General features: G+C 68.4%; 23 protein-coding genes. All 23 read right to left on the bottom strand.

Annotated features, from left to right (window positions below; genetic code table 11):
* Positions 1–42: 42 nt before the first annotated feature.
* Positions 43–378 carry a ferredoxin FdxA gene (gene fdxA, locus J2X92_RS21485; protein WP_307578535.1) on the bottom strand — a complete coding sequence of 112 codons (336 nt, stop codon included), beginning with the start codon at positions 376–378 and terminating at the stop codon, positions 43–45.
* Positions 375–1,346 (bottom strand): HEAT repeat domain-containing protein, encoded by a 972-nt coding sequence (locus tag J2X92_RS21480; protein ID WP_307578533.1) that lies wholly within the window; start codon positions 1,344–1,346, stop codon positions 375–377. Before J2X92_RS21480 ends, fdxA begins: the two co-directional genes overlap by 4 nt.
* 11 nt (positions 1,347–1,357) lie before the next feature.
* A complete protein-coding gene (locus J2X92_RS21475) occupies positions 1,358–1,591 on the bottom strand; it encodes a 4Fe-4S dicluster domain-containing protein (protein ID WP_055797681.1) in 234 nt (77 codons plus the stop codon).
* Positions 1,592–1,606: 15 nt separating this feature from the next.
* Entirely contained in the window at positions 1,607–3,337 is a 1,731-nt protein-coding gene (locus tag J2X92_RS21470; protein WP_307578531.1) for a fumarate reductase/succinate dehydrogenase flavoprotein subunit, read from the bottom strand.
* Positions 3,338–3,351: 14 nt separating this feature from the next.
* Positions 3,352–4,122 carry a GntR family transcriptional regulator gene (locus J2X92_RS21465; RefSeq protein WP_307578530.1) on the bottom strand — a complete coding sequence of 257 codons (771 nt, stop codon included), beginning with the start codon at positions 4,120–4,122 and terminating at the stop codon, positions 3,352–3,354.
* A 314-nt stretch (positions 4,123–4,436) separates the two neighbouring features.
* Complete coding sequence (locus J2X92_RS21460; RefSeq protein ID WP_307578528.1) at positions 4,437–5,414, bottom strand: Bug family tripartite tricarboxylate transporter substrate binding protein; 978 nt, start codon at positions 5,412–5,414, stop codon at positions 4,437–4,439.
* A 33-nt stretch (positions 5,415–5,447) separates the two neighbouring features.
* Positions 5,448–6,602, bottom strand: coding sequence for an acyl-CoA dehydrogenase family protein (locus J2X92_RS21455; RefSeq protein ID WP_307578526.1), 1,155 nt, complete (start codon positions 6,600–6,602; stop codon positions 5,448–5,450).
* Between the two features lie 118 nt (positions 6,603–6,720).
* On the bottom strand, positions 6,721–7,899 hold the full coding sequence (locus J2X92_RS21450; RefSeq protein WP_307578524.1) for a thiolase: 1,179 nt from the start codon (positions 7,897–7,899) through the stop codon (positions 6,721–6,723).
* Positions 7,896–8,285 carry a Zn-ribbon domain-containing OB-fold protein gene (locus J2X92_RS21445; RefSeq protein ID WP_307578522.1) on the bottom strand — a complete coding sequence of 130 codons (390 nt, stop codon included), beginning with the start codon at positions 8,283–8,285 and terminating at the stop codon, positions 7,896–7,898. Before J2X92_RS21445 ends, J2X92_RS21450 begins: the two co-directional genes overlap by 4 nt.
* Complete coding sequence (locus tag J2X92_RS21440) at positions 8,282–9,085, bottom strand: enoyl-CoA hydratase/isomerase family protein (RefSeq protein ID WP_307578520.1); 804 nt, start codon at positions 9,083–9,085, stop codon at positions 8,282–8,284. Before J2X92_RS21440 ends, J2X92_RS21445 begins: the two co-directional genes overlap by 4 nt.
* Positions 9,085–10,764 (bottom strand): long-chain-fatty-acid--CoA ligase, encoded by a 1,680-nt coding sequence (locus tag J2X92_RS21435; protein WP_307578657.1) that lies wholly within the window; start codon positions 10,762–10,764, stop codon positions 9,085–9,087. The genes J2X92_RS21440 and J2X92_RS21435 overlap by 1 nt, the downstream gene beginning before the upstream one ends.
* Positions 10,765–10,775: 11 nt before the next feature.
* Complete coding sequence (locus J2X92_RS21430; RefSeq protein ID WP_307578518.1) at positions 10,776–11,942, bottom strand: acyl-CoA dehydrogenase family protein; 1,167 nt, start codon at positions 11,940–11,942, stop codon at positions 10,776–10,778.
* Complete coding sequence (locus J2X92_RS21425) at positions 11,939–12,784, bottom strand: SDR family NAD(P)-dependent oxidoreductase (protein ID WP_307578516.1); 846 nt, start codon at positions 12,782–12,784, stop codon at positions 11,939–11,941. The genes J2X92_RS21430 and J2X92_RS21425 overlap by 4 nt, the downstream gene beginning before the upstream one ends.
* A gap of 22 nt (positions 12,785–12,806) precedes the next feature.
* Positions 12,807–13,235, bottom strand: coding sequence for a MaoC family dehydratase (locus J2X92_RS21420; RefSeq protein ID WP_307578515.1), 429 nt, complete (start codon positions 13,233–13,235; stop codon positions 12,807–12,809).
* 17 nt (positions 13,236–13,252) lie between these two features.
* Complete coding sequence (locus J2X92_RS21415) at positions 13,253–13,696, bottom strand: MaoC family dehydratase N-terminal domain-containing protein (protein WP_307578513.1); 444 nt, start codon at positions 13,694–13,696, stop codon at positions 13,253–13,255.
* Positions 13,697–13,786: 90 nt separating this feature from the next.
* Positions 13,787–14,971: a lipid-transfer protein gene (locus J2X92_RS21410; protein WP_307578655.1), complete on the bottom strand. Its 1,185-nt coding sequence runs from the start codon at positions 14,969–14,971 to the stop codon at positions 13,787–13,789.
* Between the two features lie 135 nt (positions 14,972–15,106).
* Complete coding sequence (locus J2X92_RS21405; protein ID WP_307578511.1) at positions 15,107–15,541, bottom strand: PaaI family thioesterase; 435 nt, start codon at positions 15,539–15,541, stop codon at positions 15,107–15,109.
* Complete coding sequence (locus J2X92_RS21400) at positions 15,538–16,356, bottom strand: SDR family oxidoreductase (RefSeq protein WP_093014749.1); 819 nt, start codon at positions 16,354–16,356, stop codon at positions 15,538–15,540. Before J2X92_RS21400 ends, J2X92_RS21405 begins: the two co-directional genes overlap by 4 nt.
* 17 nt (positions 16,357–16,373) lie before the next feature.
* Complete coding sequence (locus J2X92_RS21395) at positions 16,374–17,339, bottom strand: tripartite tricarboxylate transporter substrate binding protein (RefSeq protein ID WP_307578509.1); 966 nt, start codon at positions 17,337–17,339, stop codon at positions 16,374–16,376.
* A gap of 34 nt (positions 17,340–17,373) precedes the next feature.
* Positions 17,374–17,796, bottom strand: coding sequence for a PaaI family thioesterase (locus J2X92_RS21390; protein WP_254787180.1), 423 nt, complete (start codon positions 17,794–17,796; stop codon positions 17,374–17,376).
* Positions 17,793–19,304, bottom strand: a complete 1,512-nt coding sequence (locus J2X92_RS21385; protein WP_307578506.1) for a class I adenylate-forming enzyme family protein — start codon at positions 19,302–19,304, stop codon at positions 17,793–17,795. The genes J2X92_RS21390 and J2X92_RS21385 overlap by 4 nt, the downstream gene beginning before the upstream one ends.
* 99 nt (positions 19,305–19,403) lie before the next feature.
* Positions 19,404–20,417, bottom strand: a complete 1,014-nt coding sequence (locus J2X92_RS21380) for an AraC family transcriptional regulator (protein WP_307578504.1) — start codon at positions 20,415–20,417, stop codon at positions 19,404–19,406.
* Positions 20,418–20,484: 67 nt separating this feature from the next.
* A complete protein-coding gene (locus J2X92_RS21375) occupies positions 20,485–21,666 on the bottom strand; it encodes a CaiB/BaiF CoA transferase family protein (protein ID WP_307578502.1) in 1,182 nt (393 codons plus the stop codon).
* Positions 21,667–21,686: the final 20 nt, after the last annotated feature.

Genomic DNA, 21,686 nt, shown 5'->3' with positions numbered 1-21,686 from the left:
TGGTTCTCCGTGGGATTTGGAAAAAGGGCGTGGGGTGGCGGCTCAGGCGGGTTCCGCCAGATCGAGGTGCTCGAGCTTCCCGTTCACCGAAGCCCATTCCTCGGCGTCGGGCAACGGCGCTTGCGCCTGGCTGATCACGGGCCACTGCGTGGCATAGCGGGCGTTCAGTTCGACGAAGTGCTCCTGCCCCGCGGGCACCTCGGTGTCGGGCACGATCGCGCCGACCGGGCATTCCGGCGCGCATACGGCGCAGTCGATGCACACGTCGGGATCGATCACGAGGAAGTTCGGCCCCTCATGAAAGCAGTCGACCGGGCACACGCTCACGCAGTCGGTGTACTTGCAGCGAATGCAGGCTTCGGTGACGACGAAGGTCATGGCGCGGCCCCTTCGCGCTTCGCCTTCTGCGCGAGGCCGATGCCGGTCAGCGCCAGGCGCGCCAGCTTGCGCACGTCGGGGTCCGGGTCGGACAGCGCGGTTTCGAGCGGTGCAATGGCGCGCGTGTCGCCGATCTCGCCGAGCGCAATCACCGCTTCCTTGCGCAGGTTGCTGATGGTGTGCGTGAGCGAGGCAACAAGCGACGGCAGGCCGGCCTCGGCCTTGAGCAGGCCCAGGCTGCGCGCGGCCTTCACGCGCACCTGCCAGTAGTCGTCCTGCATCGCATGCACGAGGTCGGGAATGGCGACCGACAGCCGAAGCTTGCCGACGGTCTGCGCCGCTTCCTCGCGCACCATCCAGCCGCTGTCGCCGAGCGCGCGCGTGAGCGCCGGCAGCACGCTGACGGAGGTCGCGTAGCCGAGCGCACCGATCGCGATGCGCCGCACCTCGGAGTCGGGGTCGTTGGCCGCCACTTCGGCCAGGTCGCCGATGGCCGCCGGGTCCTTCAGGTAGCCGAGCACGCCGACGGCTTCGCGCCGCACCGCCGCATCGGGATCACGCAGCGACAGCATCGCGGGCTCGAAGGCCTTGGGCGAGCGCAGCGCGCGAATGGCATGGAAGGCGAGGGCGCGCACTTCGGCGGCACCCTCGAGCAGCAGCGGCAGAAGCGGCGCGGCCGATGTGGCTTCCTTTAACTCGGCCAGAACTTCCCCGGCGGCCTTGCGCACGTCGGGCTCGGAATCGAGCAGCATCGGCGCGAGCGCCTGCACCACCTCGGGTTCCTCGAAGCCTTCGAGGGCGCGAATGGCTTCGGTGCGCACCTGCGCATCGCTGTCGGCAAGGCGCGGCAGCAGCAGCGGCACGATGTCGTCCTCGTCGCTGTAGGGCAGGTCGATCACCGCAAGGCGGCGCACGGTGGCGTCGGCATCGGCCAGCCGCTCGGCGAATGTCTGGAGTCCGGTGTCCATGGTGGTCCCTCTCAGCGCAGCAGGTAGGGGATGTCGACGGTGACGGCGCCGGTCGGGCAGTCCTGCTCGCAGGGCAGGCAATACCAGCACTCGTCGAACTTCATGTAGGCCTTCTTGGTCAGCATGTCGATCGCGAGCACGTCCAGAGGGCACACGTCGACGCAGACGGTGCAGCCCTTCTCGGCGATGCACTTGGACTCGTCCACGCGCACGGGGACCTGGGTGATGGTGGCGGCAATGGTCATTCGGAACTCCTTGGTTCAGGCGGCCTCGGCGCTGCTCGCGACCCGCAGGCGTTGGTAGGCGGTTCGTTCTTCGTCGTCGACCGGCACGATGTAGGGCTCGATCGCCTTCTTGCGCATGGCCATGCGGCCTTGCGCGTCGCGGCTCAGCAGCGAGTGGCAGAACCAGTTCTCGTCGTCGCGCTCGGGGTGGTCGACGTAGTTGTGGTACAGGCCCCAGCGGCTCTCGGTGCGGAACATCGAGGCGTGCGCGGCCATTTCGGCGCAATCCAGAATGGAGTGCGCTTCCATCGCGCGCATGAGCTCGTGCGCATTGCCGGCCGACATCGACTCGGTGTCCTCGCGGATCTCCGCGAAGCGGCGCAGGCCGATCTCGTACTTGCTCGTGATCTTGGGCGGCTGCAGGTAGTCGTTGACCAGGCGGCGCGTCTTGTATTCGATCTGGTAGGGCGTGAGGCCGCCGCTGCGCGAGAGCGGCGCGAGGATGCGTTCGCGCTCGGCCGCCGCGGCTTCGGCGTCCGGCGTGGCCTGGCCCACTTCGGCGCAGTAGGCCGCGGCGTTCTCCCCGCAGAGCTTGCCGTAGACGAAGGCGCCGAGCATGTAGTTGTGCGGCACGCTGGCGCAGTCTCCCGCGGCGTACAGGCCCTTGACGGATGTTTCGCCGCGCGCGTTGATGTGGATGCCCGAGGCGCTATGGCCGCTGCAGAAGCCGATTTCCGAGATGTGCATCTCGACCATCTGCTTGCGGTAATCGTTGCCGCGCTTCTCGTGAAAGCGCCCGCGGCTCGGGCGCTCGTTGCTATGCAGGATGGTTTCGATCTCCTGGATCGTTTCTTCCGCGAGGTGGTCGAGCTTCAGGAAGACCGGGCCATTGCCGCTCAGCAGTTCGTTGTAGAACTCCTGCATCATCGCGCCGCTCCAGTAGTCGCATTCGATGAAGCGCTCGCCCTTCGAGTTGGCCGTGTAGCCTCCCAAAGGACCCGTGACATAGGCGCAGGCCGGCCCGTTGTAGTCCTTGATCAGCGGATTGATCTGGAAGCACTCCAGGTTGGCCAGGTCGGCGCCCGCGTGGTAGGCCATCGCATGGCCGTCGCCGCAGTTGGTCGGGTTCTCATAGGTGCCCATGAGGTAGCCCGAGGCCGGCAGGCCCAGGCGCCCCGCCGCGCCGGTGCAGATCACCGCGGCCTTGGTGCGGATCATGTAGAGCTCGGCGGTGCGGCAGTCGAAGCCCATCACTGCCGCCACCTCGCCGTCGGCTCCGGTCAGCACGCGCGTGACGACCACGCGGTTGGTGATCTCGACCCGAGCACGCTTGAGCTGCCGGTAGAGAATGCGCTTCATGTGGTGCCCCTCGGGCATCGGCAGCACGTAGGCGCCCAGGTGATGGACCTTGCGCACCGAGTAGTCGCCGGTCTCGTCCTTCTCGAACTTGACGCCCCAGCGGTCCAGCTCCTGGATCATGTCGAAGCTGCCCGCGGCGTAGGCCATCACGGCCTCCTGGTCGACGATGCCGTCGTTGGCCACCGTGATCTCCTTCACGTACTGCTCGGGCGTGGCGTGGCCCGGGATGACGGCATTGTTCAGGCCGTCCATGCCCATCGAGATCGCGCCGCTGCGCTTCACGTTGGCCTTGTCGATCAGCAGCACGCGCAGCTTGGGGTTGCGCTCCTTGGCCTTCACCGCGGCCATCGGCCCGCCGGTACCGCCGCCGATGACGACGAGGTCGAATTCCATGTCGATAGTTTTCATGCTTCAGCTCCTGGCTAGATTCGGTCGATGCGCAGGCGGTACTGGAACGCGTCCCCGCGGTAATAGAGAAACTCGAAATCGATGGGGTGCTCGTCGGCATAGGTGAGCCGCTCGATGCGTAGCAGCGGCGACGCTTCCTCGATGCGCAGCTGGCGCGCCAGGAACGCGTCGGCCGAGATCGCCTCGATCTGCACGTCGGCATGCGTGAGGTGCTGCCCGAGGTCGTTCTCCAGAATCACGAAGATGTCGCGCGTGGCGAGGTCTTCCTGCACCAGCCGCTTGCCGAGCGCGAGCGGAAAGTAGCTCTGGTCGACCGAGATCGGCTCGCGGTTCAAGTAGCGCAGCCGCTGGATTTCGTACACCGGTTCGCCGATGGCAATGTGCAGGCGGCGCGCCACGATCTCGCTCGCGGCCACCTGGCGCGTGCTGAGCACCTGCGAGAAAGTTTCGTAGCCCGAGGGTCCCATCGCCTCGCCGAAGCCCTGCAATCGCGAGAGGTTCTGAAACGCCTTGGGCTTGGCGACGAAGCTGCCCTTGCCGGCCACCTTGAAGACCAGGCCCTCCTTTTGAAGGTCTCCCATGGCCTGTCGGATGGTGATGCGGCTGACCGAGAAGGCCTGCATCATCTGGCTCTCCGAAGGCATCTGGGAGTGCGGCGGATAGGTTCCGTCGAGCACGCGCCGCCGGATGATCTCGCGAATCTGCGTGTGCATTGGCACCGACGACATCGGTACCACGCGGGCTTCGGCGCTCGCTGGCTGTGCTGGCTTGCGGAGTGCGTTCATGAGAGGGAATGACCTGTTATGACGAGTCATACCTAGCAGAACGCGTGCCAGCGGGTGCGGCATGGCGATGCCGCACGGTTTTTTAGAGGGAAGACGCTGTTCTAGCCCTTGGAACAGCCGAAGAAAAAGGCCGGTGCGAACGCACCGAGTCGAAGCTCACGCACCGGCTGCGCGCTCGCTGATCACTGCGCCGGTGCACGTTCGCGAGTTTGCGAACTAGAGAGGGGGCCGCGGACCCCACGCCAGAGCCACGCGGCGAGGTGCGTGGCCCATTCATGCAAAAACCTTGGCGCCTCAGGGCGCCGGCGCCGCGCTCACTGCGCCACGCGGATGTTGGCGTCCTTGATGATCTTGGCGTAGACGGCGGCATCCGAGCGCACCACCTTCTGGAACTCTTCGGGCTTGCCGCCGGCTACCTGCAGCCCCAGCGCCTCGATCTTTGCGCTGACCTCGGGCAGGTGCACGATGCGGTTGATCTCGTCCGAGAGCTTCTGCACCACGGGCGCCGGCGTAGCGGCGGGCAGGAACACGCCGAACCAGCCGTACGGATCGAACGAGTGATAGCCCAGCTCGGCAAAGGTGGGCACGTCGGGCAGGGCCGGCATGCGCTGCGTGCCGGTCACGGCCAACGGGCGCATCGACTTGAGGTGCGGCCGCGCGGTCGCGCTGTCGATGAAAGCCGAGGCCAGCTGGCCGCCCACGAGGTTGGTCACAAGCGGTGCGGCACCCTGGAACGGCACGTGCACCAGGTCGATGCCGGCCTGCATATTGAGAAGGGCGCCCTGGATGTGCGAGGAGGTTCCCGCGCCGTAGCTGCCGAAGTTGTACTTGCCCGGGCTGGCCTTCACCATCGCGATGAAGCTCTTCAGGTCCTTCGCAGGAGAGTCGAGCGGCACGGCCAGCATGCTGGGGCTGCGCGCGATCATCGTGACCGGCGCGAGGTCCTTCAGCGGATCGTAGGGCAGCTTTTCCATCAGCATCGGCTGCTGGATCAGCGCGGTGATGCCAATGAGCACGGTGTGGCCGTCGGGCGGCGCCTTCGCGACGAAGCTGTTGCCGATGGTGCCGCCCGCACCCGGCCGGTTCTCCACCATGGCGGGCTGTCCCCAGGCTTCCTGCAGCTTCTGTCCGATGGTGCGCGCAAGCGTGTCGGTGGCGCCGCCGGCGGGGTAGGGCACGATCAGCTTGAGCGGCTGGGCCGGATAGGCGGTCTGCGCCAGGGCTGGCGCGGCCAGCAGCGCGGCCAGGCCGGCTGCCAGGCAGAGTCTTCGCATCATCTTCGATGTCTTCATGGTGTTTGTCTCCTCGGGTGGATCGGGAAAAACTCAGCGCATCGCTTCGCGCACGAGATTGCGCGCGATGACGATCTGCTGGATCTGGGTGGTGCCTTCGTACAGCCGAAACAGCCGCACGTCGCGATAGAACCGCTCGATGCCGTAGTCGGAGACGTAACCGGCGCCGCCAAAGATCTGCACCGCGCGATCCGCTACCCGGCCGCACATCTCGGAGGCGAAGAGCTTGCAGCACGAAGCCTCGGTGGCCACGTTGCGGCCCGCGTCGCGCTGGCGCGCCGCATCGATGACCATGCAGCGCGCGGCATAGATCTCGGCCTGGCTGTCGGCCAGCATCGCCTGCACCAGCTGGAACTCGGCAATGGGCTGGCCGAACTGGTTGCGCTCCATCGCATAGTGCAGTGCATCGCGCTGCATGCGTTCGGCCACGCCCACGCAAATGGCGGCAATGTGGATGCGGCCCTTCTCGAGCACCTTCATCGCGGTCTTGAAGCCCTGGCCCTCGCGCCCGCCGATCAGCTGGCTCGCGGGCACCTTGCAGTTCTCGAAGATCACGTCGGCGGTGTGGGCGCCGCGCTGGCCCATCTTGCGGTCCTTGCGGCCGATCGTGATGCCCGGTGTGTCCGCTTCGACGATGAATGCCGAGACACCGCCCGCGCCCTTGTCTTGCGGATTGGTGCGTGCCATCAGCGTGAAGATGCCCGCGTGCGGCGCGTTGGTGATGAAGCGCTTGGTACCGTTCACGATGTAGTGGTCACCCTCGCGGATCGCGGTGGTGCGCAGCGACGCCGCGTCGGACCCGGTGTCGGGCTCGGTCAGCGCGAACGATGCGATGAGCTCGCCCGTGGCCAGGCGCGGCAGGTATTTCTTCCTCTGCGCCTCGGTGCCGTCGAAAAGAATGCCCTGCGAGCCGATGCCCACGGTGGTGCCGAACAGCGAGCGAAAGCAGGGCGAGGTCTGGCCCATGGCCAGCATCACCATCACCTCTTCTTCCATTGTCACGCCCAGGCCGCCGTATTCTTCGGGCACGGTCAGGCCGAAGAGGCCCAGCTCCTTCATCTCGCGCACGATGTCTTCGGGGATCTCGTCGGTCTCGGCCACGATGGCTTCGGCCGGCACGAGCCGCTCGCGAACGAAGCGGTTGACGGCGTCGAGCAGGGCTTCGAGGGTTTGCGGGTCGCGGATCACTGTTTGGTCTCCTTGTTTTTCTCCCTCCCCTTCCGGGGGAAGGTTGGGGTGGGGGCAGTCCGAGCGCCGCGTGCCCCCACCCCCGCCCTCCCCCAGAGGGGGAGGGAGTAGATGCAATTCAAAGCGCCTCCTGCGTGCCCAGCACGGCAGTGGCCTGGCTGGACAACATGCCCCCGTTGCCATGTGCGACGGCGGTGCGCGCGTTCTTCACCTGGCGCTCGCCGCATTCACCGCGCAGTTGCCGCACCGCCTCGATCAGCGCGAAGATGCCGTACATGCCCGGGTGCACGCACGACAGCCCGCCGCCGTTGGTGTTGACGGCGAGCCGGCCGCCCGGCGCAATCGCACCGTCGGCCACGAAGCGGCCGCCTTCGCCCTTGGGGCAGAAGCCCAGGTCTTCGAGGAACAGCAGCGTGTTGATGGTGAAGGCGTCGTATAGCTGCACCACGTCCATGTCCTTGGGCGCGAGCCCGGCCATCGCGAAGGCTTCACGGCCCGACTGGCTGGCCGCCGTCGTGGTGAGGTCTGCCATCGACGAGATCTGCCGGTTCCACACCGCCGTGGCGTTGCCTAGCACATAGACCGGCTTCTTCGGCAGGTCCCTGGCGCGCTCGGCACTCACCAGAATGCAGGCGCCCGCACCGTCGGTGACCAGGCAGCAGTCGCGCACGCTCAGCGGGTCCGACACCATGCGCGCACCCAGCACCTCCTCGCGTGTGAGCGGCTCGCGCATGAAGGCTTCCGGGTTGAGCCCGGCCCAGGCACGCGCCGCCACCGCCACGTCGGCGAGCTGCTCGCGCGTGGTGCCGAACTCGTGCATGTGGCGCGAGGCCGCGAGCGCGTAGGCCGACACCGGCAGCATCGGCTCGTAGGGATGCTCATAAGGCTGCGGGTCGAGAAAGCGGCGCGCCGCCACGATCTCGCGCCGACCGAAGGCGGCGCTGCGCTGTGCGCTGCCGTAGCAGATGAGCACCGCACTGCACTGGCCCGAACGGATGGCCTGCATGGCAGGCAGCAGATGCGCGATGAAGCTGCTGCCGCCCAGCATCGTGCCGTCGATGTAGCGCGGATTGAGGCCCAGGTATTCGACCACCGGCAAGGCCCACATCGCGGCCGAGGCGCTCGCGGTGCAGAGGCCGTCGATGTCGCGCATCTCCAGGCCCGCATCCGCCACGGCCGCGCGCGCGGCGCGCGCCAGCAGCTCCATGTCGGTGAAGCCCGGCGTCTCGCCGCAGCCGAAGGTGGCGGCTCCCGCAATGGCTGCGCTGCCGCGCATTGCCTTGAGTCCGGCGCTCATGCAGTTGCTCCTTCAACGGCGTCGAACAGCACCAGCCCGCGGCCGTCCTTCACCTGCACCCGCGCCTTGACGCGCTGGCCGATGCGTACCGTACCCGGCGCCAGGTTCTCGATGCGGCTCATGAGCCGCACGCCTTCGTCCAGCTCGACCAGGCTGACGTTGAGGTCGCCGCCGTCGGCCGGCTTGCGCCGCACGGTCGTCACCGCATGCACGGTGCCGAGCCCGCCGGGCGTCTTCCATTCGAGTGACGCGCCGCCGCAGTGCGGGCAGCTCTCGCGCGGGTAATACACATGGCGGCCGCAGTCGCCGCAGCGCTGAAGCAGGAAGCGGCCGGCGTCCAGTTCGCCTTGGTGGAAGGCCTGCACGCCGGTGATGGTGTCGGTCATTGGTTGGGTTCCTTGTTCGCCGGCCACTGGAAGGCCAGCGGCTTCTTGTCCAGAAAACGGTTCACGGCGTCACGGTGCTCGGCGCTGCCGAAGGCCAGCGCCTGCACGTTCGCCTCGGTGTCGAGCATCGCGGCCAAGGCGCTCGCATCGCCAGTCGCGCGCTTCACCAGGCTCACCGCGAGCGGAGAGGCGCCGGCAAAGCTTTCGGCCAGCGCCAATGCGCGCGGCAGCAGCTGCTCGGGCGCATGCAGTTCCATGGCGATGCCGAGTTCGCGCGCCTCGGCGGCGCCAACCTCGCGTGCCGACAGCATCAGCTCGCGCGCGCGCTGCGCACCCACCACGCGCGGCAGTGTGTAGAAGGCGCCGCAGTCCGGCACCAGGCCCAGCTTCAGGAAGGACATGCAGAATCGTGCACGTGGGCTCGCCAGTACGAAGTCGGCCGCGAGCGCCAGACTGAAGCCCGCGCCATATGCGGCGCCATCGACCGCGGCGATCACGGGCTTGTCGAGCAGGACCAGTTCGCTGAACCAGCGCTGCGTGGCCTGCATGCGGCCGCGCCAGCCGGCGTTATCGAGCTTGGCATCGGCAATGCCGCGCAGGTCGCCGCCCGAGCAGAATTGGCCGCCGGCGCCGGTGAGCACCAGGGCGCGCACCTCGGTGTCCGCGCGCACCTCTGCAATGGCCCGTGCGAGGTCGTCGCGCATGGCGGGAGTGAAGGCGTTGCGGTTGGCAGGTGTGTCGAGCGTCAGCAGCGCGGTGCTGCCGTGTCGCTCGTAGCGCAGTGCGGTGAAATCGTTCATCAAGTTTGCTCCTGTGCGGCGGCGCGATGCGCTTCCTGCAGCTCGCGCCAAAGAATTTTTCCGGTGCCGGACTTCGGCAGGCGGTCGAGAAACTCGACCACGCGCGGCGCCTTGTACACGGCCATGCGTTCGCGGCACCACGCGACGATTTCTTCTTCGCGGACGAGGCCGCGCTGCGCGGGCTTGAGCACCACCAGCGCCTTGACCGACTCGACGCGCTTGCCGTCGGGCACCGCGATCACGCAGGCCTCGTGGATGGCCGGATGCTCGTACATCGCGTTCTCGACTTCGGTGGGCCACACCTTGTAGCCCGAGGCGTTGATCATTCGCTTGAGCCGGTCGCGCAGGAAGAAGTAGCCTTCCTCGTCCATCGAGGCCAGGTCGCCGGTGCGAAAGAAGCGCTGGCCGCCAATCTCGATGAAAGCCTCGCGGTCCGCCTCGGGGTTGCGCCAGTAGCCCTTCATGACCTGCGCGCCGCGCGTCACCAGCTCGCCGGTTTCGCCGGGCGGCAGTTGTTCGAACGTGACCGGATCGACGATGCGCGAATCGACACCCTGTGTCGGCATGCCCAGGCACTGGCGCTTGCCGCGCGCGGGCGGATTCGCGTGCAGGAACGAGGCGGTCTCGGTCAGTCCGTACCCTTCGTTGTAGGAGAGGCCGTGGCGTTGCAGGAGCATCGCGGCCACGGCTTCGGGCATGGCGGCACCGCCGCCCGACAGCAGCGCGAGGCTCGAAAGGTCGCGCTGCTCGGCTTCGGGATGCGAGAACAGGTCGATCACCATGGCCGGCGGCGCCGACCAGGCGGTGACCGCATGGCGCTCGATGAGGCGCGCGGCCATGGCCGGGTCCCAGCGCGGCATCATTACCGCGGTAGCGCCGAGGAACATCGGCATGTTCATGCCGTTCTGCAGGCCCAGCATGTGGAAGAGAGGCGCGACGGCAAGCGTCACCGTTTCCACGTGCAGCTGCTTCCATACTGCCGAGGAAGCGAGCGACGCCAGCAGCGTTGCATGCGTGTGCATGCAGCCCTTGGGATGGCCGGTGGTGCCCGAGGTGTAGGGCAGCACCGCGAGGTCGTCCGGCGACAGGGGCAGCTCGGCGGGTGCGAGGCCGAGCGCGATCGCCGCTTCAAAGCCGTGCAGCCGTGCGTCATCAAGGGACGCGCGCGGCGCCTTGACCCATTCGGGCAAGACGTCGTCGCTCGCATCGACCGCATCGGCATAGGCATGCACGACCACGCCACGCAGCTCGCCGTCATCTTCGCCGAGCGCAATCGCGGGCAACAGGTCTTGCGCGACGCAGGCGACGCGCGCCCCGCTGTCGAGCGCGTAGTGGCGCACCTCCGCGGCCTTGCTCATGGGGTTGACCGGCACCACCACGCCGCCGGCGCGCAGCACGGCATAGAAGGCGGTCACGAACTGCGGACAGTTCTGGCTCGCAATCATCACGCGGTCGCCTGGCGCCACGGCCAGGCGCTGCTGCAGATAGGCGGCCAGCGCATCGACGCGCTGGCGCAGTTGCGCATAGGTGACGAGGGTGCCGCAGTAGGCGATGGCCGGCTTGTCGGGATAGCGGCGCGCGGCCGTGTCCAGGTAGTCGAGCAGCGTGGCGCGCGGCACGCGCAGCTGGCGTGCCACGCCCTTGGGCCAGAAGCGGAAGTGCGGCGGCCGATCGGTCATGGGGGCGGTGCTCACTGCTTTTCGAGGGCGCGGGCGATGATCTCTTTCATCACCTCGTTGGCGCCGCCGTAGATGCGGCCGACGCGCACGTCGGCATACAGCCGCGCGATCGGGTATTCGTTCATGAAGCCATAGCCGCCGTGCAGCTGCAGGCATTCGTCGACGATGCGGCAGCAGGTGTCGGTGGTCCACCACTTGGCCATGGCGGCCGTCGGCACGTCGAGCTCGCCGCGCATCAGCCGGGCGATGCAGTCGTCCACGAAGGCGCGCGCCACCTGGGCCTGCGTCTCGCACTCGGCCAGCTTGAAGCGGGTGTTCTGCATTTTCAGTAGTGGCTGCCCGAACACCTGGCGGTCGCGCACGTACTCCAGCGTGTCGGCGATGGCGCGCTGCATGGTCGCCACCGCGCCGACGGCGATCAGCATGCGCTCGCGCGGCAGCTGCGCCATGAGCTGCGCAAAGCCGCAGCCCTCCTGGCCGCCCAGCAGGTTGTCGGCCGGCACGTGCACGTCGTCGAAGAAAAGCTCGGTGGTGTCCAGCGTCTTCTGGCCCATCTTGTCAAGCAGCGGCCCGCGGCGAAAGCCCGCTGTGCCTTCGGTTTCGACCATCAGCAGCGAGATGCCCTTGCCACCGGCCGCCGCATCGGTCTTGGCCGCGACGCAGACCAGGCCGGCATGCATGCCGTTGGTGATGAAGGTCTTGCTGCCGCTGATGCGCCAATGGTCGCCGTCGCGCCGCGCCTGCGTCTTGATGCGCTGCAAGTCGGTGCCGGCGCCAGGCTCGGTCATGGCGATGGCGGCCACCAGCTCGCCGCTGGCCATGCGCGGCAGCCAGCGCAGCTTCTGCGCCTCGGTGCCGTAGGCCAGCAGGTAGTGCGCGACGATGCCGCTGTGCACGTTGTTGCTGAAGCCCTGTGCCATGGCGCGCATCTGCTCCTCGCAGATCACCGCCTCGTGCAGGAAGCTGCCACCACCGCCGCCGTATTCCTCGGGGATGCTGGCGCACAGGAGGCCGGCTTGGCCGGCCTTGGTCCAGATCTCGCGATCAGCGTGGTGCTGCGCGCGCCAGCGTGGTTCATGGGGCACGCACTCGCGCTCGAAGAAGCGCCGCGCGCTGTCACGCAGCATCTCGAGTTCTTCGTTCATCCACGGCCGCGTGGCAACGGCCCCGCCGGTCATGGCCGCCCGCCTCCGCAGACCAGCACCTGGCCGCTCACATAGTTCGATTCGGGAATGCAGAACATGTAGACCGCACCGGCCGCTTCCTGCGGCGTGCCGCCGCGGCCGAGCGGGATCATGGCTTCGGCGTTCTTGAGGATCTGCGGATTGACGCCGACCTTGATCTGCCGGCCCTCGATGTCGATGCTCGCGCCCGCGCTGGCATCGGCCTCGGTCAGCCGGGTCTTGATGAGGCCGAAGGCCACGCTGTTGACCGTGACCTTGTAGCGGCCCCATTCCTTCGCCATGGCCTTGGTCAGGCCGTTGATGCCCGCCTTGGCGGCTGCGTAGTTGGCCTGGCCTGCGTTGCCGTACACGCCGGAGGTGGACGAGATGTTGACCACCTTGCGGAACACTTCCAGTCCTTCGTCGGCTTCGCGCTTGGCGACATCGCGGATGAAGTTGGATGCGGCGCGCAGGATGCGAAAGGGCGCCGTGAGATGCACGGCGAGCATGGCTTCCCACTGCTCGTCACTCATCTTCTGCACCACGTTGTCCCAGGTGTAGCCGGCGTTGTTGACGATGATGTCCAGCCCGCCATAGGTCTCGACGGCGGTGCCCACGAAGCGGTCGGCAAAGCCGCTGTCCGTCACGCTGCCGGCGCAGGCAATGGCGCTGCCGCCCGCAGCGACGATGTCGTTGACGGTCTGCGCGGCCGGCTCCGCGTCCAGGTCGTTGATGACCACGCGCGCGCCGTCGCTCGCCAGCTTGAGCGCAATCTCGCGCCCGATGCCGCGGCCGGAGCCGGAGACGATGGCGACCTTGCCTTCGAGTTTTCTGCTGTTGTTGCTGCTGCTGTTCATGGGGTGTCTCCTCGGGGATGTGTCAGGGCCAGGCGACGAGGGCTTCGCCGCTCAGTTTGATGCCGCCGTCGGCGTTGGCGGTCGCGATCTTGAGCCGCACGCTGCGGCGGCCTTCATGTTCGAACTTCTCGTCGACTGTGCCGGTGCAGCGGATGCGCTCGCCCACTTGGGTGAGCGCCGCAAAGCGCACGTCGAGCGAACGGATCGCCGTCTGCGGCACCCAGTTGCTCAACAGCCGCGCGAGCCAGGCCGCCGAGAGCATGCCGTGCGCGAACACGTCGGGCATGCCCGCTGACTTGGCGAAGTCGATATCGACGTGGATCGGGTTGTGGTCGCCTGAAGCGCCGCAGTACAACGCCAGGTCGAGCCGGCTGATCGGTGCGAGTTCGAGCGGGGGCAGCGCATCGCCGGGCTGCAGCGCGCTCCAGTCGGGAAGGGTGGTGGTACTCATCGTCGGGCTCCGGTCGTTCATTGGTTGCGCACCACCGTGACGCAGCGCAGCTCGGCCACGATCTCATTGCGCTGGTTGCTGACGCGCGTCTTGCGCACGACGAATTCGAGCGCGCCGTTCTTCTTGTCGTAGATGTCCTCGATGCGCTGGCGGAAGGTCAGCGTGTCGCCGGCGTAGGCCATGGCGTGGTAGCTGAAGCCCTGCTCTCCGTGCAGCAGGCTGCGGTAGTCCATGCCCAGCAGCTCGCGGATCGCGGCCGGGTTCGGCGCCTCCATCTCCAGGCAGAAGAGGAAGGTGGGCGGCACCGGCAGGCCCGGATGGCCCGCGTCGCGCGCCGCGGCCTCGTCGACGTAGACGGGATCGGTCTGCCCGGTGGCCTTGGCGAAGAAGCGCAGGCGGCCTTTTTCCACTTCCACCTGGAAGGGTGGGAGCTGGTGGCCGATGTGGCGGCGGTCGATCATGACCAGCCACCGCCGGGCCGCCCCAAGGCGGCTGGAGCCCTCTCGGGGGGCAGCGCAGTACACGAAGTGACAAGCGTGGGGGCTAACATGTCAAACCGCTTGGTACAGCGTGACGACGCAGGCGCCGCCGAGGCCCAGGTTGTGCTGCAGCGCGAGGCGTGCACCTTCGACCTGGCGCTGCTCCGCGCGGCCGCGCAGCTGCCACACCAGCTCCGCGCATTGCGCGAGGCCCGTAGCGCCGAGCGGATGGCCTTTGGACAGAAGGCCGCCCGAAGGGTTGGTCACCACGCGACCGCCGTAGGTGTTGTCGCCCTCGACGATGAAGCGCTCGGCCGTGCCTTCGGGCGTGAGGCCCAGCGCCTCGTAGGTGATGAGTTCGTTGGCGGTGAAGCAGTCGTGCAGCTCGACCACGTCCAGTTCCTCGGGGCCGATGCCGGCGTCCTCGTACACCTGCCGGGCCGCGGCGGCCGTCATGTCGTAGCCCACCAGCTTGCGCATGTCCTTGCTCTCGAAGGTGGAGGGCGTGTCGGTGGTCATGGCCTGCGCGGCGATCACCACGCGCTGGTCGAGGCCGTGCTTCTCCGCGAACTCGGCCGAACAGACGATGGCCGCGGCCGCGCCGCAGGTGGGCGGGCAGCACTGGAAGCGCGTGAGCGGATCGAACACCACCGGCGAGGCCATCACCTCGTCGAGCGTCAACGTCTGGCGGAACACCGCGAGCGGGTTGCGCGCGGCGTGCTGGCGCGCCTTCACCGAAATGCGGCCGAAGGTGTCGCGGCGGATGCCGTGCTGCGCGATGTAGTCGCGGCCGGCGCCGCCGAAGAACTGCGCGGCGCGCGGCGCTTCGGGAATGTAGCCCTGCTTCTCGGCCATCACGTCGGCAAAGCGCGCCATGGGCGAGGGCCGGTCGTCGTAGGCGCCCTTGAGTGCGCCGGGCTGCATCTGCTCGAAGCCGAGCGCAATCGCGCATTCGACCATGCCGCTTTCGACCGCCTGGCGCGCGAGGAACAGCGCACTGGAGCCCGTGGAGCAGTTGTTGTTGAGGTTGAAGACCGGAATGCCGCTGAGGCCGACGCCGTAGATGGCGGCCTGCCCGGCGGTGGAGTCGCCGTAGACATAGCCGACATAGGCCTGCTGCACCAGCGAATAGTCGACGCCGGCGTCATCGAGCGCGAGCTTGGCGGCGCGCGCACCCATCACGGTGTAGGGGTCGCTGGCACCGGGCTTGGTGAAGGGAATCATGCCCACGCCGACCACATGGACGGGGCGTTGCATACGTGTCATTGAAACTCCTGATGGGATGCGGTGACGATGGAATGAAGTCTCTGCCGATGCGCCGGATTCAACAATCGCGGATCGGCCCAAAACGATTGGCCGAAACGCTCACTGGTGCACTCTTTGGCGCTGTGCTCACGCGGGGTCGCGGTAGCGAAAGGTGCCCATGGCGCGCGCCGCCACTTCGCCGCTGGCGTCGGTGACGGTGGCTTCGCAAAAGCACACCGAGCGGCCGCCGCCGGTGGCCCGTCCCTCGGCCTGCAGCAAACCGCCTGAGGGCCGCATGAAGGCGATGTGCATGTCGACGGTAACGACCTCGCGCGCATAGCCGACGCGCGAGAGCGCGGCATGCGCCATGGCGCTGTCGAGCAGCGTCATCAGCACGCCGCCATGACCGGCGGCATGGTTGTTCAGCAGCTCGGGGCGCAGCGCCACCGATACCAGCGATTCGCCGCCTTCGGCCCGCTCGACCTTCAGGCCGAGGTGCTCCGAGAACGGTACATAGCGCTGCGGTCCGCTGCGCGGCCGGTCGTCGCCTTCCCGCGGCGCGCTCGCCAGGTGCAGGCTCATGTCGCGGCTCCCCGCTTCGACGCGGCGGCTGCCGCGGTGAAGTCGCGTGGCCCCGTCAGTGCGAGGCCGCCATCCACGGGAATGATGGCGCCCGTGATGTACGAGCCCCAGTCGCTCGCGAGCATCATCGCCATGCGGCTGATGTCCTCGATGCGGCCGAGCCGCTTGAGCGGCACGCGCTGCGCCATCGCGGCCATGGTGTCGTCGGTCGGTGCGAGCCGCTTCAGGCCCTCGGTGTCGGCGATGGGGCCCGGCACGATGGAGTTGATGCGGATGCCCTGCGGACCCCACTCCAGCGCCAGCACCTGCGTCAGCATGTCGACGCCTGCCTTGGCCGCGCACACGTGCGCTTGGAACGGCGTGGGCGTGAAGGCCTGCCCGGCGGAGATCTGGATCACACAGGCACCGGGCTTGCGCAGGTGCGCATGCGCCAGCCGGGCGACGTTGAAGCTGCCGAGCAGGTCGATGTCGACCACGGTCTTGAAGGCGTTGGGCGACATGTCGAGCGCGCTCGCGAGAAAGTTGCCCGCGGCGCCAGAGACCAGCACGTCGATCGGTCCGAAGCGCTCCGCGCCTTCGGCGAACGCGCGCTCCAGAGCCTCGGGCTGGCGCACGTCGGCCGGAATGCCGAGTGCCTCCGTGCCGAGCGCCTCGAGCTGCAGCGCAGCCCTGGCCACCTTGTCGGCCGAGCGGCTGAGCACCGTGAGCCGTGCCCCGGCACGCGCAAAGGCCTGCGCGATGCCGAAGTTGATGCCGCTGGAACCACCGGCCACGGCCACGTGGCGGCCCTTGAAATCGAAAGCGGAAAAGTCCATGAGGTTCGTTGCTCCTGTCATTCGGGTTTGAAGCCGATCTCGGCCAGCATCTTTCGCTCGCGCTCGAACTGGGCACGGGCGTAGTCGGCGTAGCTCTCGCCGGTCATCAGCTTGGGTTGCATGTCGAACAGCTCCAGCTGCTGGAGGTAGGTGGGGTCCGTCGCAGCCTTGCTGAAGGCCGCGTACAGCCTGGCGGCGACCTTCGGGTCGAGGTTCTTCGGCGCTACCAGGCCCACCGGCGACTCGATCACCATGTCATGGCCCAGCTCCTTCACGGTCGGCGCGTCGTAGCGCTTCAGGCGCTCCGCGGTAAAGGTGGCGAGCAGTCGCACCTTGCCGCCCTGGACCTGCGGCCCGAAGCCGGGATCGCCGTAAACGTCGAGATGGCGCCCGATCACCGCCTGGAAAGCCTCGCTGCCGCCCTTGTAGGGCACCAGGTTGAAAGAGGTGCCCGCCTGCTTGGCGAGCCGCTCGGCGTAGATGCGGTTGATGCTGATCGCACCGACGTTGCCCCAGCTGACGACGCCGGGGCGCTTCTTGGCATCGGCCAGGAGCTCGGGCAGCGACTTCCAGGGCGCGTCGGTGGCCACCACGATGCCGGTGGTGAGGCCGGCCAACCCGATCAGGTAGGTGAAGTCCTTGAGGGGGTCCCAGGTCACCTTCTGCACCAGCGGTGCGCGGATCACCGAGTTGTGCATGACCGCGATCGTGTAGCCGTCGGTGTCGTTCATCGTAGCCAGCGATGCGGTGCCGGTGACGCCGCCCGCGCCCGGCCGGTGCATCAGCACGATGGGCTGTCCCAGGTCCCGGGAGGCGGCCTCGGCCAGCGTGCGGAAGATCGGATCGAATGAGCCGCCTGGCGGGAAGGGCAGCACGAGCTGGATCGGCTTGTGGGGGTAGGGGTCGGCCGCCTGCGCGAGCGGCGCGGCCAGCGCGCAGGCGGCCACCAGGGCCAAGGCCGCGCGGCGATGCATCTTCGTCATGGTGTTGTCTCCTGTCGTTTGAAATTGGTGCGGCTCAGGCGGCCTGCGGCAGCGGCAGGTAGCGGAACGAGCCCTGCGCGCGCGCGATCACGCGGCCCGCGTCGTCGCTGACCGAGGCGCGGCACCACGCCACGCTGGCGTCGTGCTGCACCACTTCGCCGTCGGCCGTGAGGCGGCCGCGGCCCGGTTCGTGAAAGCTGGTGTTGAGGTTGAGCGTGACGGCGGTACGTTCGAAGTCGAACAGCGACACGGCCGCGCTGGCCATCACAACGTCGAGCAGCGTGACCAGCACGCCGCCATGCACGGCGCCGATGACGTTGCCGAGTTCGGCCCGCTCGTCGAGAACGAGGCGCGCGCGGCCGCCTTCGGAGAACTCGCGGCGCGCGTCCAGGAGCCGCATGAACGGCACCTGGCCGAACAGATGGCGGCGGTCCGCGCCCGTGACGGGTTTCATCATGGCTGCACCCGCTCGCGCAGCACGTTCTTCAGCACCTTGCCCGCGGCCGACAGCGGCAGCTCGCGCATGAAGCTGATGCTGCGCGGGCACTTGTAGCCGGCCAGCCGCTCGCGGCACCAGGCACGCAGCTCGTCGGCCGTTGCGACTGCGCCGTCTGTGCCTTCGGCCAGCACCACCGCCGCGTGCACCGCCTCACCCCAGCGCGCATCGGGCACGCCGATGACCGCCGCCTGCTTCACCTGCGGATGGCTGCGCAGCGCGGCCTCCACCTCGGCGCAGTAGACGTTCTCACCGCCGCTGATGATCATGTCCTTCAGGCGGTCGACGATGAACAGGTAGCCGTCGTCCAGCATGCGGCCGGCATCGCCGGTGTGCAGCCAACCACCCCGCAGCGCGGCGGCCGTGGCCTCGGGGTTGCGCCAGTAGCCCTGCATCACCATGGGACCGCGCGCGAGGATCTCGCCCACCTCGCCGCGCGGCAGCTCGCGTGCGCTCTCGTCCGCGACGATGATTTCGGCGCCGAGTCCGGCGCGGCCGACGGAATTGAGCCGGCCGAGCGGGCGCGCCTCGGGCCTGTGGTTGGCCGGCATGTTGATGCACACCGCACCCGCGGTTTCCGTGAGGCCGTAGGCCTGGAAGAACTCGGCATGCGGCCAGGCGGCCAGCGCGCGGTCGAGCAGGTCGGGCGGCATCGGCGCGGCGCCGAAGGCGATGCGCGTGAGGCTGCGCACCCGCTCGGGCGTGAACGAAGGATCGTCCAGCAATGACTGCAGCATGCTCGGCACAACGATGATGTCGCCGATGCGGTGCTCCGAGATCGCCTCGATCACCGCCGCGGGCCGAAACTGCGCCATCGTCACGCAGCTGCCGCCGACGATCAGCTGGCCCACCAGGCGGCCGAGCCCGGCCACGTGGAACAGCGGTGCCACCAGCAGCGACACCGAATCGGGCGCGTTGTTGAGCTCGGCGCCACGCGTCATCGACGCGGTCCAGAAGTTCGCGTGGCTCAGCATCACGCCCTTGGAGCGGCCGGTGGTGCCGCCGGTATAGAGGATGGCGGCCAGCACGTCGCCGCCGGTGCGCGTGTCGGCCAGGGGTTCCAGCGCGGCGCTTTCGTCTTCCAGCGCGGCCAGGCGCAGCAGCGCGGTCTCGCCGCCCGGCGCGAGCGCCTGCAACGTCTCGTCGACCAGCAGCAGCGAGGCTTCGCTGTCTTGCAGGGCATGTGCGAGCTCGGGCGTGCTCCAGCGGATGTTCAGGGGGCAGACGACGGCGCCCAGCCACCAGCACGCGAGGATGGCCCGCACCAGCTGGTCGCTGTTGGGTGCGAGCAGCGCCACGCGGTCGCCCCGCGCAATGCCGCGCCGTGTCAGCGCGGCCGCCTGCCGGGCCACGCCGCTGGCCAGCTGCGCATGGGTCTGGCGGCGCACGCCGCTGTCGCTGACGTGTGTGAGTGCTGCCGCGTCGGAGTTGCGCTGGAGCGCGCGATGCAGGCCTTGGGTGAGGTACACGATGGAAGCCGCCGACTGGTAACGAAGATGCGGCACAGCTTATGGCGCGCCGCGCGCCGCACCCATGGCGGGAAGCGCCAAAGGGCTTGGCGAAACCGCTCAGCGTTCGGGGCCGTGCGTCGCCCGGTACTCGCCGGGCGCCACGCCGGTCCACTGCTTGAAGGCGCGGTGGAAGGTGCTCGCTTCCGAGAAGCCCACGCGGTTGGCGATGTCTAGCAGCGGCAGCGGCGTGTGCAGCAGATATTCGATGGCGGCATCGCGACGCAGCTCGTCCTTGATCTGCTGGAAGCCTCGGCCTTCGTCGCGCAGCCGCCGGCGCAGCGTCTGCGGCGTGACGGCGAGCGCATCGCCTACTTCCTCGAGCGACGGCAGCTCGCTGCCCAGGCCCTTGCGCAGCAGCCGGCGGATGCGCTCGGTGAGGCTGCTGGTGTCGCGGTACTTCACGATCAGGTTGGCCGGCGATCCGGCGAGGAATTCGCGCAGGCTCTGCGGCGACTGCACCACCGGAAGATCGAGCCAGCGCGCCTCGAACGACATGCCGACGTGCGCTTGGCCGTAGCGGATCGGCACCTGGTAGACGCGCGAAGTCTCGGTGTTCGTCTGCTCGGCCGTGTAGTCGACCTCGAGCAGCGGAATGCGCCGAGCCACCAGCCATGAGGAGGCGTTGAAGGCGAACAGCATGAAAGCCTTCACCGCGTAGTCCATCCGCGCATCGGCGTCGCGGCGCAGCACGAACTGCACGCGCGCGCTGCCGCCCTGCACCGTGAGACGCGGCACGAAATCGTTCAGCAGCAGGTGGTAGGCGGCGAAGCCGTCGCGCAGGGCCTCGCCGAGGGTGGCGCAGCGCACCAGCTGGCGCATGCACTGGCCGAAGCTGCCGGGCGGCAGCGGCTCGCTCAGCAGGCCCCAGATTTCATCGCGGAGTTCGCGCCGCAGCGCGCGGATCAGCAATGCGTATTGACGCTGCGAAATGCGCGCGAGCGGCGACTCCAGCAGCGAGGCCGCGATGCCCGCCCGCGCCAGCACGCGCGCCGGATCGATGCCGCGGTGGCGCGCGCCCATCAGGATGCTGTGCACCTGCTGGATGGCAACGGTGTGGTGGGTGAGCGTCATCGTTCGCTGCTGCTGCAACGCAGCCGTTGGGATTGTAGGCAGCGCCCCCGCGGGGGAAGCTGTTGCCTCAATCGACGGCGCCGGCCGCGCGCAGTTCGGCCACGGCCGATGCGTCGAGACCGGCTTGGCGCAGGATCTCGTCGGTGTGCTCGCCGGCGCGCGGGGCGGGGCGCGGAACGGCGGGCTCGAAGCCGGTCATCTTGAAGGGACAGCCGAGCTGCGGCGGCGCCGCCTCATCGGCCGCAACGCGCATGCCACGCGCGTGAAAATGCGGATGTTCCAGTGACTCGTCGATGCGCAGCACTGGCGTCACGCAGCCCACGCCATCGTGGAACAGGGCGCGCCAGTGCGCGAGCGGTCGCGCCCCAAAGATGGCCGCCAGTTCGTTGCGCAGGCGCTCCTCGATGGCTGCATCGCCGCTGCGGTGCAGCGGTGCGAGATCGGGGCGCTCGATCAGGCGGCACAGGTCGTGCCAGAACTTGGGCTCCAGCGCGCCGACCGCCACCTGCCGGTCGTCGGCCGTGCGGTAGTAGCCGTAGCAGGCGAGGGCGCCCGTCAGCGCGCTCTGGCCGATTCGCGCCACCTGGCCGTGCTGGTGCAGGCCGGCCAGCGGCAGCACCGCATGGGCCAGCACGCCGTCGGCCATCGCGATGTCGACGTGCCGTCCGCGGCCGCTGCGCGCGGCGTCGAACAGGGCGGCCAGGATGCCGGCCACCGCGGTCATGGTGCCGCCCAGCAGATCGGCCACGGGCAGGTTCGACAGGGCCGAACCCGCAGCATTGCCGATCTGGTCGGCCACGCCCGCGAGCGACGCGTAGTTCAGGTCGTGGCCCGGCGTGTCGCTGAGCGGGCCGGTTTGGCCGAAGCCGCTGATGCTGCAGTAGACGATGCGCGGATTTACCGCCGCCACCGCTTCATAGCCCACGCCCAGGCGCTGCATCACGCCGGGCCGAAAGCCCTCGACCAGCACGTCGGCATCGCGGCACAGGCGAAGCAGCGTGGCCACGCCTTGCGCATGCTTCAGGTCGATGCGGATCGCGCGCTTGTTGCGGTTGACGAGCGCGCGCACCGAGGGGCTTGCGTAGTCGCCGGCGCCCGTGTCTTCGATCTTGACGACGTCCGCGCCCAGGTCGGCCAGGTGCATGGTGCCGAGCGGCCCGGGAAGCAGGCGGGTCAGGTCGAGCACGCGCACGCCTGCGAGCGGCGCACCCTTGGACGCGCTCGCCGTGGATTCAGGAGAAGTGGTCATGTGGGTTGGAATCTAGGCGG

This window comes from Variovorax paradoxus (genome assembly GCF_030811855.1).
Classification (GTDB): domain Bacteria; phylum Pseudomonadota; class Gammaproteobacteria; order Burkholderiales; family Burkholderiaceae_C; genus Variovorax; species Variovorax paradoxus_L.
The sequence above is the reverse complement of the archived record's forward strand: the minus strand, read 5'-3'. Positions and strand labels throughout refer to the sequence as shown.